This is a genomic window from Bacillus sp. hwrm1 (genome assembly GCF_040207805.1).
Taxonomy (GTDB): Bacteria; Bacillota; Bacilli; order Bacillales; family Bacillaceae; genus Bacillus; species Bacillus velezensis.
This window is the reverse complement of sequence record NZ_CP157943.1, coordinates 2,777,056-2,790,608: the sequence shown is the minus strand read 5'-3', so window position 1 is coordinate 2,790,608 and position 13,553 is coordinate 2,777,056. Positions and strand designations below refer to the sequence as shown.

At 46.7% G+C, this 13,553-nt stretch carries 12 protein-coding genes and 2 riboswitches; of the genes, 8 read left to right on the top strand and 4 right to left on the bottom strand.

Annotation, left to right across the window (positions count from 1 at the left end):
• The first annotated feature begins 234 nt into the window (after positions 1–234).
• Positions 235–2,454 (top strand): PAS domain-containing sensor histidine kinase, encoded by a 2,220-nt coding sequence (locus ABK447_RS13800; protein ID WP_014417571.1) that lies wholly within the window; start codon positions 235–237, stop codon positions 2,452–2,454.
• Positions 2,451–2,948 (top strand): methylated-DNA--[protein]-cysteine S-methyltransferase, encoded by a 498-nt coding sequence (locus ABK447_RS13795; RefSeq protein ID WP_197200161.1) that lies wholly within the window; start codon positions 2,451–2,453, stop codon positions 2,946–2,948. Before ABK447_RS13800 ends, ABK447_RS13795 begins: the two co-directional genes overlap by 4 nt.
• A 241-nt stretch (positions 2,949–3,189) precedes the next feature.
• Here the strand turns inward: ABK447_RS13795 and mtnA are convergent, their stop codons facing one another.
• The 3 genes from mtnA to ABK447_RS13775 form a co-directional block, all read right to left on the bottom strand.
• A complete protein-coding gene (mtnA, locus tag ABK447_RS13785; RefSeq protein WP_197200162.1) occupies positions 3,190–4,251 on the bottom strand; it encodes an S-methyl-5-thioribose-1-phosphate isomerase in 1,062 nt (353 codons plus the stop codon).
• A gap of 6 nt (positions 4,252–4,257) precedes the next feature.
• Positions 4,258–5,442 carry an S-methyl-5-thioribose kinase gene (mtnK, locus tag ABK447_RS13780; RefSeq protein ID WP_014417574.1) on the bottom strand — a complete coding sequence of 395 codons (1,185 nt, stop codon included), beginning with the start codon at positions 5,440–5,442 and terminating at the stop codon, positions 4,258–4,260.
• A gap of 110 nt (positions 5,443–5,552) precedes the next feature.
• Positions 5,553–5,707, bottom strand: a riboswitch (SAM riboswitch).
• A 92-nt stretch (positions 5,708–5,799) separates the two neighbouring features.
• On the bottom strand, positions 5,800–6,579 hold the full coding sequence (locus ABK447_RS13775; protein ID WP_144463986.1) for a carbon-nitrogen family hydrolase: 780 nt from the start codon (positions 6,577–6,579) through the stop codon (positions 5,800–5,802).
• 91 nt (positions 6,580–6,670) lie between these two features.
• On the opposite strand from ABK447_RS13775, the gene ABK447_RS13770 reads away from it, so the two are divergent.
• From ABK447_RS13770 to ABK447_RS13745, 6 genes are all read left to right on the top strand, one after another.
• Complete coding sequence (locus ABK447_RS13770; protein WP_060561769.1) at positions 6,671–7,867, top strand: pyridoxal phosphate-dependent aminotransferase; 1,197 nt, start codon at positions 6,671–6,673, stop codon at positions 7,865–7,867.
• A 36-nt stretch (positions 7,868–7,903) separates the two neighbouring features.
• Positions 7,904–8,003, top strand: a riboswitch (SAM riboswitch).
• A gap of 81 nt (positions 8,004–8,084) precedes the next feature.
• Positions 8,085–9,299: a 2,3-diketo-5-methylthiopentyl-1-phosphate enolase gene (gene mtnW, locus ABK447_RS13765; protein WP_015239734.1), complete on the top strand. Its 1,215-nt coding sequence runs from the start codon at positions 8,085–8,087 to the stop codon at positions 9,297–9,299.
• Positions 9,296–10,000: a 2-hydroxy-3-keto-5-methylthiopentenyl-1-phosphate phosphatase gene (gene mtnX / locus ABK447_RS13760; RefSeq protein ID WP_007408467.1), complete on the top strand. Its 705-nt coding sequence runs from the start codon at positions 9,296–9,298 to the stop codon at positions 9,998–10,000. The genes mtnW and mtnX overlap by 4 nt, the downstream gene beginning before the upstream one ends.
• The gene (locus ABK447_RS13755; protein ID WP_012117414.1) at positions 9,958–10,587 is read left to right on the top strand and encodes a methylthioribulose 1-phosphate dehydratase; all 630 of its coding nucleotides are present in this window, start codon (positions 9,958–9,960) and stop codon (positions 10,585–10,587) included. Before mtnX ends, ABK447_RS13755 begins: the two co-directional genes overlap by 43 nt.
• A gap of 15 nt (positions 10,588–10,602) precedes the next feature.
• Complete coding sequence (locus ABK447_RS13750) at positions 10,603–11,139, top strand: acireductone dioxygenase (RefSeq protein ID WP_108725003.1); 537 nt, start codon at positions 10,603–10,605, stop codon at positions 11,137–11,139.
• Between the two features lie 280 nt (positions 11,140–11,419).
• Positions 11,420–11,680 carry an aspartyl-phosphate phosphatase Spo0E family protein gene (locus ABK447_RS13745; protein ID WP_007408464.1) on the top strand — a complete coding sequence of 87 codons (261 nt, stop codon included), beginning with the start codon at positions 11,420–11,422 and terminating at the stop codon, positions 11,678–11,680.
• 209 nt (positions 11,681–11,889) lie between these two features.
• Here ABK447_RS13745 and ABK447_RS13740 read toward each other — a convergent pair whose 3' ends face one another.
• Entirely contained in the window at positions 11,890–13,407 is a 1,518-nt protein-coding gene (locus ABK447_RS13740; protein ID WP_061046826.1) for an ATP-binding protein, read from the bottom strand.
• Positions 13,408–13,553: the final 146 nt, after the last annotated feature.

The following is a 13,553-nucleotide window of genomic DNA, read 5'->3' as shown; positions in this document are numbered from 1 at the left end:
ATCATCCACTGCATGATTATTTCCTGTTGGTGTTCATTTTAAAATAAAAAACAAAAAATTGAAGGAGGACAAAAGGGATTGTTAGGATGATGTAATGGGGAGGTAAGGATCGTAGAAAAAGACTTTAACTTGTCATATCATTGAAATTTTCTGAAATGTATAGGGCGAATGAAGGAAGATGAGGTATTTTGTAGAAATATTGAAGGATAGGTTTTTGAAGAAGGAGTGTACTGAATGGCTGAAACTCTGGATTTGCAAACAAACGAGTCGCTGAAAGAGCAGCTGAAGCGGATGAAAGAGGAAAATGACCGCCTGAAGAGTGATTTGAACCGGTATCACGTGATTATGAATAACACGCTTGATGCCATTTTTATATGCCGTAAGGAAATGAAAATCGTCCAGGCGAACGAGGCTGCGGCCCGGATGATGCAGATTGAGGCAGAGAACCTCATTAACCGCTCCGTCCTGGATTTTTTATATTCCGTGCCTCAGGAAGAACTGAATAAGGCTGTGAAAAAGTTTTTAAAAAAAGGCCATCTGTGGAAAGAGGTGCCGATTAAGCTTGACAGCGGCGCGACGAAATACATTGAATTCCTCGCCAGAGACGGAATTGGGGAGGATTATTTTTTTGTGGTGATGAGGGACATCTCCTCTAAAAAAATATTAGAGCGCGAATTCTCCATGAACGAGCAGCTGTTTAAAGATTTGTTTGACAGGGCTGTCGACGGCATCGTGCTGTTTGATAAGGACGGCGGGTTTATTGATGCGAACCTCTCTTTTTGCAAAAGCTTTGAGATCGGCCAGAATGAATTGTCCCATCTGTCGCTCCGCCATTTTACCGACGGAGAAAACAAAAAGCATCTGAAAGAAATCTGGGAAACCCTCCGCAGAAAAGGAAACGCCAAAGGAGAACTGCCCGTCAAGCTTCGGTCGGGCGAAGAGAAGCTGTTTGAATTTACGATTACGTCCAACTTAATCAGCGGGTTCTACATGTCCATTATGAGGGACATAACAGAGAAACGGTTGATGGAATTGAAACTTTTCAAAAGCGAAGAGCGATTCCGCGAAATTTTTGAAAACGCCATGGACGCGATTGTCATTTGGTCTGATGACGGAAAGATTGCCAAAGCAAACGAATCGGCGTGCCGCATTTTCGAACTGCCGATGGATAAACTGGTGGAGACGAATTTATGTACGTTTATCGTTGATCCGCAGAAAAAATACAAACAGATTAAGAAAAAATATGAAAAATACGGGGAAATCCGTGAAGAAATGCTGTTTCAGATGGCAAACGGCCAATTTAAAGAGTTGGAATTCACATCAAAACGAACCATACTTGAAGGTCAGCATTTAACCATTTTAAGAAATGTCAGCGATCGTAAGCGGATGGAAAAGGAATTGCGGGAAAGCGAGCTGAAATTCAGAAAAGTATTCAACGGCTCAATGGACGGCAAGGTCTTATTTGACAACCAATTCCGCATTATTGACGCGAATCCTCTCGCAAGCCGTATACTCGGTATGCCGGATGAGGAGCTGAGAGCGTACACCGTTCCGGATATTCTTTCTTTATTTGATATTGAAAACGCGGGTGTTCCCGCCAGAAAGATTGATTTAGAAGGAATGGATAATGAAATCCCCTTCCTGTTAAGCAGCAGCGACAGCCGCAAACTGGAATTCTCCTTCAAAAGAAATATCATTCAAAATATGAATCTGGCCATCTTTAAAGATGTCACAGAGGCCAAAGAGCTTGAAGAGAGGCTGCGGAAATCCGACACTCTTCATGTTGTAGGGGAGCTGGCGGCGGGCATCGCCCACGAAATCAGAAACCCGATGACGGCGCTGAAAGGATTCATTCAGCTTCTTCAAGGAAGCATTGAAGGCGAATATTCTCTGTACTTTAACGTCATTACCTCAGAATTAAAACGCATCGAGTCTATCATCACTGAATTTTTAATTTTAGCGAAACCCCAGGCGATATTATATGAAGAAAAAGACGTGACGCAGATTATGAAAGACACGGCTGATCTTTTGAATGCCCAGGCCAATCTTGTCAATGTGCAGATCCATCTGAACCTGACCGGAAACATCCCGCCGATTTACTGTGAACCGAATCAATTAAAACAGGTGTTTATCAATATTTTAAAAAACGCCATTGAAGTCATGCCGGGCGGCGGCAATATCTACGTGACCATTCAGTCTTCTGATCAAGACCACATTTTGATTTCTATTCAAGATGAAGGAACAGGCATTTCCGAAGACAAATTAAAACGTCTGGGTGAACCATTTTACACGACAAAAGACAGGGGAACGGGTCTCGGTCTCATGGTCAGCTATAAAATCATCGAAGAACATCAGGGACGCATTCATGTGGAAAGTGAAGAAGGGAAGGGCACCGTTTTTCATTTGACGCTTCCGATCCGGCAGAATACCGAAGAAAGAAGGAGCGGGGAATGATCTGTTTTACAAGTGTGAGAGCGCCGTTTGGAACCGTCATCATAACAGAGGAAGAGAGCTTTATTACCGGCCTGTTTCTCACCGGGGAAGATTTTGAGGAATGGCGGAAAGACGCGCCCGGCGTAAAGCCGTGCGAAACCGCTTTGCTGTCGGAGGCGAAACAGCAGCTGGCATCATATTTTTCAGGAGAAAGAAAGCAATTCTCTCTGCCTCTGAGACAAAAAGGCACACCCTTTCAGGAAAGGGTATGGAACGCGCTGACGATGATTCCTTACGGGGAATCCCGAAGCTACGGCGATATGGCTGAAGCGATCGGAAAACCGAAAGTGGTGCGCGCCATCGGACAAGCCAATAAACGAAACCGGCTGCCGATTTTGATCCCGTGCCATCGGGTAATCGGCAAAAACAGCGCCTTAACGGGATACGCGGGCACGAAGACGGATGTAAAAGCGGTGCTGCTGAACATCGAACAAATATCCTATAAAGAAAAATAAAGCGTATGGCACGTTCCGTTTTTTCACGTCCGACATATCATTTTATTAAGTGAAAAAAGTTGGTCTGATGAAAAAGGAGGACGAAGCCTGATGAAAATGAGCCGTCCGCAAAAGATAGCCGGTTATGCAGAGCTGTTTTTTAAAATGCATCTCATTACAGCCGTCCAAAAAGATGAAGTGATTACATTGTGCAGACAAAAAAACCGCTGACATTGCCTGAGGCAATATCATCAGCGGTTTTTCAGCTCAGCTGGCAGTCAGTGAATAATTGTTCAATTTCTTCCGTGTAAGAGCCGGTCACAATTCCTTTCTCGGTTATAATGCCGGAAATCAGGCTGCCCGGTGTGATGTCAAAGGCCGGATTGAAGACCGGCACATCTTCGGGAGCGGTGCGTATGCCGGAGATCTGTCTGACTTCATCCGGATCTCTCTCTTCAATCGGAATCTGATAGCCGTTTTCAATCTGCAAGTCAAATGTCGAAAGCGGTGCGGCCACAAAAAACGGAATTTGAAAGGCGTTTGCCAAAATAGCGAGGCCGTACGTTCCGATTTTGTTGGCCGTATCACCGTTTTTTGCAATTCTGTCAGCGCCGACAATGACTGCAGAAATATGTTTTTCCTTCATTGTATGGGCGGCCATGCTGTCGGTAATGAGCGTGACATCAATTCCGCCCTGCATCAGCTCCCACGCCGTCAGCCGTGATCCTTGGAGAACGGGTCTTGTTTCACATGCGTAGATATGAAGGCCGAGATCTTTTTGTTTCGCTAAGTAAAAGGGAGCAAGCGCCGTGCCGTATCGGCTTGTGGCAATCGAGCCCGCATTGCAGATGGTCATAATCTGGTCGCCTTTTTTAAAAAGGTGCAGCGCATTCTGGCCGATCATTCGGCATGTTTCTTCATCCTCAATCTGAATTTGAATGGCTTCATGAACGAGCGTTGTCTTCGCTTCATTGATTGAGATCGCATCCCTGATGGAATCCGTCAGTCTGTCAAGCGCCCACGCGAGGTTGACGGCAGTGGGCCTCGAACTGTTTAAATACGCTTTGACATCCGCGAACTGACGTCGGAAATCTGAAAGGTCGCGGGCTTCAAACGACTTGGCGGAGAGCGCGAGTCCGAACGCCGCGGTTATACCGATGGCCGGGGCGCCCCTTACTTTCAGCGTGACAATCGCGTCGAATACATCTTCCTTTGTTTTAAGTTCCGCATATTCAGTGACGTCGGGAAGCTTTTGCTGATTTAAAATGCGGATGTAGGTTTCTTTCCATTCTACAGAACGGGGGATGGCAAATTCATTGGTCATGCTGCATCATTCCTTTACACGGAGCTTAAATTGGTCCAGAACCTCGGTGATATGCTTCAGTTTTTTTCTGTTTTCGATATAATAGGCGCCGATGTCAAGCGCGAGCTTCTTCCGTTCGATTCGTTTGTCAAACGGAGTGATTTCATCTAAGTCAGCCACATGGGCGAGTCCGATCGTGCGCCGGATCAGTTCGCATCCCGCAAAACCGACCGCTTCCTCAAACGCGTTTTTCAGTGTGTCTTCCAGCAGGTGTCTGCGGGAAGGCAAGCAGTCTTTCTCCCATGCTTCACTGAATGTTTTCACAAATGTATCCCATACGGCGGCAGTATGATCATATAACGGCTGTCTGTCGTCACCGTCGCGGCTGAGGGCGTTTAACAGCAGATTGGCGATAAATTGGCCGATGTCAAACCCGATCGGTCCGAAGAAAGCAAACTCGGGATCAATCACCTTTGTTTCATGTTCATCGGCGAAAATGCTTCCCGTGTGCAGATCGCCGTGAACCAATGTTTCCGCGGAATTCAGAAAGATGGCTTTCAATTCGTCAGCGCCTTCTTTCAGCCGGGAATTGTTCCAAACTTTTTCTGCGTATGGGCGCAGCTCCTCTTCAAAATCGTTTGTCTCATGGTCGAGAAACGGTTCTGTAAACACAAGCCTTTCCGTAATATTGCAAAGCTCAGGATTTGTAAACTGCTTTGCGAGCTGCTGCTTTACTTTCGCATCAAGCGCATAATCGGATGAGTAAAAAAGCGTTTTCCCTAAAAATTCACCGATATGAACCGATAAGTTCGGATAATGCTGCCCTTCCAGCAGCCCTTTTCTTGAAATCCGCAAATGCGAGAGGTCTTCCATTACCGTGACGGCCATTTCAGTATCGGAATAGTAAACGGCCGGAACGAGGTGCGGCACGTGTTCGCCCTGGCGGATGAGGGCGCTGCTTTCGATTCTCGCCCGATCAATTGTAAGCGGCCAGCTTTCACCGACGACTTTCGCGTAAGGGATTGCCTGTTTAATAATCAGTCCTTTTTTGTTTTCTTTATCGTAAACATGAAAGACGTAATTTAAATTGCCGTCGCCGATTTCACGGCATGTCAGAGTGCTTTTGCTTTGGAATAAGCCGAGCTTGACGGCTAACGCGGCGGCGGAGCTTTCTGTTAATTGTTCATAAAGACTTGTTTTAGTTGCTGACATGGATTTACCCTCCAATTATGTAGTGGCAGTAAGAGATCGTGACGGAGAATACGCCCGAAAAAAAAGCCTCCTTCTCTGAAAGAGAAGGAGGCTGAAACAGTGCAGTCCGCCTCTTATCTCTCAGATAACATCTGATGGAATTAGCACCGTGCCTTATGAGACAATCGTCTCGGCGCAAAATGTACGCGCCCCATTTCACAATGGAATTACGGTCGGTTGCTGTTGGGGTCAAAAGGCCAATCCCTCGCCCAACTCTCGATAAGAGAAAAATATATTGATTTGTATCACAATTCGGATTAATCAGTTGATGAAAATATTAGCAGGTGCCGGATATTCTTGTCAACGTTTTTTTGAAAATTAATATAGTTCACGCCGCAAGTCTTGAAAAACCGGAATGGTTCCCCGCACGGCCGCGCTTTCTGACACATCGATTTCCGCCCGGACTGCGCCTTCCGTCCGGTCTCCTTCGGCTAAAATCCGGCCCCACGGGTCAATAATCAGGCTGTGGCCGGCAAATTCATTATCGGGATTGGACCCCGTGCAGTTAGAGGCTGCGACAAAACATTGGTTTTCAATTGCTCTGGCGATAAGCAGGCTTCGCCAATGATCAAGGCGGGGCAGAGGCCATTCCGCAGAGATAAACAGGACATTCGCGCCCCGGGACGTATGCTTTCTGATCCATTCGGGGAAACGGATATCATAGCAGATCAGTCCGGCGCACTTGACACCGTCAAGCTCAAAGGAACCGTCGCTGTTTCCTGCTGACAAGTAAAGGTGTTCATCCATCAGCTGAAACAGATGGGCTTTCTGATACCGCTTCACGATCTGTCCGCTGTTATCGGCGATGTACATGGTGTTATAGACATTTTCGCCTTCTTTGACCGCAAAAGATCCGGCAACGAGGTGTACGTTGTATGTTTTTGCCGTTTCTTTAAGCCATTGTTCCGAAACTTTGCCGTTTTCATCCGCCAGCTGGTCTAGCCGTGTGAGATCATAGCCGGTCGTCCACAACTCAGGAAGCACGATTACATCCGCATGGCGGCTTTCTTGCTCAATCAAAGATTCTGCTTTTTTAAAGTTTTCTGAAGGATTTCCGTATGAAATATCAAATTGCAAACAGGAAACGGTCCATTTCATTTTTTAACACCTCAAGTTTCTCTTTACTTTTTTTATTTAACCATATATGATGATGGACTATCATTTCAAGACATTTTTAGAAGGTGAAAATATGAACTTTGAAATCTCAGATGTACTCAAACAGCTGCCGGAACAATTTTTCGCATCATTGGTGCAAAAAGTGAATCAAAAGCTGAAAGAAGGCAGAGACGTCATCAACTTAGGGCAGGGAAACCCTGATCAGCCGACGCCTCAGCATATCGTTGAAGAAATGAAGCGCGCCGTCGAAAGGCCGGAAAATCATAAATACTCATCATTCCGGGGCGCTTACAGCTTCAAAAAAGCAGCCGCTGCATTTTATGAAAGGGAGTACGGGGTCACGCTTGATCCTGAAACGGAAGTCGCCGTGCTGTTCGGAGGCAAGGCGGGACTTGTTGAGCTTCCGCAATGTCTTTTAAACCCGGGAGATACCATTCTGGTGCCTGATCCCGGATATCCTGATTACTGGTCAGGCGTCGCCCTTGCAAAAGCGAGAATGGAAATGATGCCGCTGACGGAAGAAAGAGGGTTTCTCCCTGATTACAGCGTAATTCCTGAAAAGGTGCGGAGCGAGGCGAAGCTGCTGTATCTCAATTATCCGAATAATCCGACCGGCGCTGTGGCGACAGAGGCGTTTTTCGAGGAGACGGTCGGTTTTGCGGAGCAAAACGGCATTTGTGTCGTTCATGATTTCGCGTACGGAGCCGTCGGCTTTGACGGGCATAAACCGCTGAGCTTTTTGCAGACCGAAGGCGCAAAAGAGACGGGAATCGAAATCTATACCTTGTCTAAAACGTATAATATGGCGGGCTGGCGGGTCGGATTTGCCGTCGGAAACGCTTCTGTCATCGAAGCGATCAACCTTTATCAGGATCATATGTTTGTCAGCCTGTTTCCTGCGGCGCAGCAGGCGGCGGCAGCCGCACTTTTAGCGGATCAGGCATGCGTCGCGGCGCAAAATGACAGATATGAATCGAGACGCAATGCATGGATTAAAGCCTGCCGCAATATCGGCTGGGATGTGACGGCTCCGGCGGGCTCCTTTTTTGCATGGCTCCCTGTGCCTGACGGTTATACGTCACAGTCGTTTTCAGATCTGCTGCTCGAGAAAGCGGATGTCGCGGTCGCTGCCGGAAACGGGTTCGGAAAATGGGGGGAAGGCTATATAAGAGTCGGTCTTCTGACAAGTGAAGAAAGACTTAAAGAAGCTGCGGAACGGATCGGGAAACTGAATCTTTTCACCCGAAAAAGCATTGACATATCAGAATAACAATGCGATAATTCAAAATACTTTATAAAATCATTATTCTTATCAAGAGCAGGCAGAGGGACGAGCCCGATGAAGCCCGGCAACCGACTGATAAAGCACGGTGCTAATTCTTGCAGCAGGAGCTGAGAGATAAGATTCGGACATAACACGAAGCCTCTTTCTGCTCAAACGGAAGAGGTTTTTTTATGTTTTGCGAAAGAAAGAGAGGCGTTCACGCATGAGCGAAGTATTGGCAACATATCTTCTGACAGACACAACGGACAGTGAAAAGCGGGCGGAACAGATTGCGGCGGGGCTGACGGTAGGCTCCTGGACTGACCTGCCCCTGGTGAAGCAGGAACAGCTCAGAAAACATAAAGGGCGGGTCGTAAAAGTTGAGGAGAAAGAAGGAACCTCAGAAAACGAAACACAATCCGTCATCACCATCGCCTATCCCGAGGCGAATTTTTCAAGAGATATTCCGGCCGTCCTGACGACGGTATTCGGAAAGCTGTCACTGGACGGAAAAATAAAATTGACTGATCTTGAATTTTCCGAAGGGTTTAAACGCTCCCTTCCCGGGCCGAAATTCGGTATATACGGCATCCGCAAACTGCTGGGCGAATTTGAAAGACCGCTTCTGATGAGCATATTTAAAGGCGTGATCGGACGGGATCTCGCCGACATTAAAGAACAGCTCAGACAGCAGGCGCTCGGCGGCGTGGATCTTATTAAAGATGACGAAATTTTCTTTGAAAATGAACTGGCTCCGTTTGAAACCCGCATTATCGAAGGAAAACAAGTCCTGAAGGAAACCCGGGAGGAAACGGGGCATAAAACGCTGTATGCCGTAAACCTTACGGGAAGGACCGCTGAATTGCGGGATAAAGCGAGGCGCGCGGCAGAACTCGGGGCGGACGCGCTTTTATTGAATGTGTTTGCTTACGGTTTAGATGTGATGCAGAGCCTTGCTGAGGACAGGGAAATCCCGCTTCCGATCATGGCGCATCCGGCAGTCAGCGGCGCGTTCACATCATCTCCCGTTTACGGCTTGTCGCATGCGCTTTTGCTCGGCAAGCTGAACCGCTATTGCGGCGCTGATTTCAGTTTATTTCCGTCACCTTACGGATCCGTTGCTCTTCCGAAGGAGTCCGCGCTTGCAATCCATGATGAATGTGTAAAAGACGATGTCTTTCATCCGTCGTTTGCCGTCCCGTCAGCAGGCATTCACCCCGGTATGGTGCCATTGTTGATGCGCGATTTCGGCATCGATCACATCATCAATGCCGGCGGAGGCATTCACGGCCATCCGAAAGGAGCCGAGGGCGGGGGAAAAGCGTTCCGCGCCATCATTGATGCGGTGCTTGAAGCGCAGCCGATTGAAGAAAAAGCCGCGTCGTGCAAAGATCTTCAGCTCGCATTAGACAAATGGGGAAGGGTGGAAGCCGTATGACCCGCACACCGCTGATTATTTGTGATTTCGACGGAACGGTCACCATGAACGACAACATTGTCAGCATGATGAAAGAATTCGCGCCTCCTGAGTGGCTTGAATTAAAAGACGGTGTTCTGTCTAAAAGCATATCAATCCAAGAAGGAGTCGGCCGGATGTTCGGACTGCTGCCGAGCAGCTTAAAAGAAGAACTGACCGGCTTTATTCTGAAGGATGCGAAAATACGGGACGGCTTTTTGGATTTTGTCTCGTTTGTCCGGTCAAACGGCCTCCCGTTTTATATCGTAAGCGGGGGAATGGACTTTTTTGTGCATCCGCTTTTGGAAGGGATCGTAGAAAAGGAGCGGATTTTCTGCAATCATGCATCCTTTGACAATGAGCATATTCATATAGACTGGCCGCACGCCTGTGACGGAGACTGTACCAATCAATGCGGCTGCTGCAAACCGTCAGTCATCCGTAAGCTATCCGATCAGCAGAAATTTCTCATTATGATCGGTGATTCGGTCACGGATGTCGAGGCTGCAAAGTTGTCCGATATGTGCTTTGCGAGAGATTATCTTTTGACTGAATGCAAAGAACTCGGCCTCCGGCATCTGCCTTTTCAAGATTTTCATGAGGTGAAAACAGGCATTGAAAACATCGGGGAGGTGCAGGCATGGCTGCAAAAGAAGAACGCTGGCGCGAACTTGCCGAGGTAAAACGCGAGCTGGCTGAAAGAGACTGGTTCCCGGCAACGAGCGGGAATCTTTCCATCAAAGTATCCGACGGGCCGCTGACTTTTCTCGTTACGGCGAGCGGAAAAGACAAACGAAAAGAAACAGACGAAGATTTTCTCTTAATCGATGAGTACGGGAAGCCCGCTGAGACCGGCCATTCTTTAAAACCTTCAGCGGAAACGCTTCTCCATACTTACTTATACCAAAAGACAGACGCCGGCTGCTGTCTGCATGTCCATACCGTCAATAATAATGTCATCTCAGAGCTTTACGGGGATGAAAAACAAATCACTTTTCAGGGGCAGGAGATGATTAAGGCGCTCGGATTATGGGAGGAAAACGCGTCCGTGACCGTTCCGATCATTGACAATCCGGCGCACATCCCGGCATTGGCCGAAAACTTCGCGCACCATGCGGCCGCCGGCTCAGGCGCGGTGTTAATCCGCAATCACGGCATTACGGCATGGGGGCGGACCGCATTTGAAGCGAAAAGGGTGCTGGAAGCCTATGAATTTTTATTCAGCTGTCACCTCAAGCTTCTGTCACTTCGGCCGCAGCTGGTAAAATAAAAGGAGGAATAGAAAATGGCGACCATCAGAATTCATGACGAAAAGAATACGCTCATTGAAAAACAGGAAGAAGTAGCGCGCTTCTTAGACGAACAAGAGGTGATCTATGAGCAGTGGAACATTGAAAAACTTCCGTCTGAGCTTTCGGAAAAATACGATCTAACCGAAGATGAAAAAGAACGGATTCTCGCGGCGTTTGACACGGAGATTCAGGACATTTCAGCCCGGCGCGGATATCAGTCTCAGGATGTCATTTCTTTATCAGACACCACGCCGAATCTTGATGAATTATTAAAAAATTTCCAAAGAGAACATCACCACACGGATGATGAAGTCCGCTTTATCGTCAGCGGACACGGCATCTTCGTCATTCAAGGCAAAGACGGCACATTTTTCGACGTCCGTTTAAATCCGGGAGATTTGATTTCAGTTCCGGAGAACATCCGCCACTACTTTACGCTTCAGGAAGACCGCCGGGTCGTCGCAATCCGAATCTTCGTGACGACTGAGGGCTGGGTGCCGATTTACGAAAATGAAAGTGTGCAAAACTGATAGACGCCCGAACCTCTCATGCACCCGCCGGCATGAGAGGTTTTTTATTGTAATATAAAGTCAGCTTTGGCTGTTTTTTAATTCTTGAATATGCCGCATTCTGTTTATATCATTACCCGAATGGGTATTATTCTCTTATTCATGCTAAAGATTCCAATATGAAATGAAAAAATAAGTTATTTAGTAAAAAAATGTTTACAAATAAAGTATAATCTGTAATAATGCTCAATAACCCAATCAAACTTGTTTCCTATTCTTTTAGCGGTGAGGGGTGAAGTGAATGGGCAGTTATTCTGAACAAGAAAAATTGCTTCTATCTATTGATAAAAAAAGAAAAATGATGATAGATGCGGCTAACAGGCAAGGGTTTACAGGATATGACACGATCAGGCACAGCCAGGAACTGGACTGTCTGATGAACGCGTATCAGCAGCTGGTAAACCGTGATCGTACACATCACCAAGGAATACAGGGCCTTGTGAAGAAAATAGGCTTGTTCTCCCGCGGTGACGTCATGCCTGCATATGAAGCAAACAAATGATGGATGATAAAACAGATAACGAAGACTGAATGCGCTTCCTGATCAAGCGCCGCATCCGAAAGATGACCGCGTACAGTCAGCAGATTTTTCCGCTGGCACGGCTCACGAAGCGCCTCGTACTATCTGCCGGCTATGATGCCGTTCCTCTGGTATATCCTCTTACACATACTCTTCTTTAAATAAAAAACACCCCGATCAGGGTGTTTTTTTCATCGAGAAGCGGCAGGGAGGGTAATGGTGACCTCTGTGCCCTTATCGACTTCGCTTTGAATGTCAATCGAACCGCCGTACATCAGCATGATTCGTTTACATACGACAAGGCCGAGGCCGGTGCCTTTTTCCTTTGACGTTACAAACGGAAGAAAAATGTGCTCAAGCATATCTTCAGAAATGCCCATTCCGTTGTCAGCCACCTTAATGACTGCTTTATGATCGCGGGCTTCTAAATAGATGGACAGCCGGCCGCCTTCCTGCATGGATTCCAGCGCGTTTTTCGCGACATTTAAAATCACCTGTTTAATATGGTCTTTCGTGCAGTTGACCTTGAGCGGCCGATTGACGAGAATCTCCACATTCACTTCCACATTGTATAGATTCCCTTCAGAATAAATAATCGGCATAATCTCATCAAGAATATCCTGCAGCGAGTTCACTTCCAACCGTTCAGCAGTGGGTTTTCCAAGCACTAAAAACTCACTGACAATCTGATTGATCCGTTTAATCTCCTGCTCAATAATTGAGAAATACAGCTGATCTTCCTCCGATTTGTATTTTTTCTGCAAAAGCTGAATGAAGCCGCTGATCCCTGTAAGCGGGTTGCGGATTTCATGGGCGGTGCTGGCGGCAAGCGTTCCGATCAGCTCCAATTTCTGCGCTTCATTTTGAGCGCGCTCCAGCTGGGTCTTGCGCTTAAGCAAATAATATTGAACGAGGATGAACAGAATATTCAGCAGCACGGCAATACTGGACATCGGCAGCAGCACGCTTTTGGTCAGCTCATTCAGCTCAACCGGTTTCGGATAAACATTGATATTCCAATTAATATCATCCAGATAGCCGCTGACCGGTTTCACACCTTCTGATTGATCAGCCCGTCCGCTGGCAAATATCACTTTATTCTGATTGGTTGCCTTGACATAAACGTCAGGGCTCAGCATATTGATCATATTTCTCAAATAATCGACTTGTATGGCGGCTACTAAATAATCCGTGACTTCCCGTTCTGCGTCTAACACCGGCACGCAGATCGTGAAGATGCGCTGGCCTGTAATTCTGCTGGAGTAGTCATTTGTGATGACCGTTTTTTTCGTCTTTTTCGCCTTCGTAAAATACGGTCTGTCGGCCAAATTCACCTTTGATTTCAGATCAGTCGTGCTTGCGATGACATCACCTTTGGAATTCAGCATATACAGTCCGCTGAATCTGGGTTCATCCTCAAAAGCCTGATCGAGAATGTCAATGATCTTTTCTTCATTGACAGGCTTATCGACAGCGATCGCAAGTGTTGTCATCCGGGCTTTTGTTTCACCGATTAAATAATTGAGCTTATTGCGGTGAAGGTTGAGCATCATACTGGCTTCCTGTATGTGTTTATCGGCTATTTTCTGCTTTTCTTTTTCATAAATGAAAAAGCTGATAATAAGTGCCGGGATGATCACCAATATGAGATAAAGCTTGATCTTTCCCCGGGCACCTTTAAATGTATTCACTCTGCATCGCTCCAACATTACACTTGAATAGAGGTATTATATCATTTTTATACTTCTTTAATAAGAAAAAATAACCAAAATGATAGAAAAACAAATTATTTTATTAAGGTCTGACAAAAAGAAGAGAAATTTTGGAAACATTTTTGTTGACATTTTTCATTTTG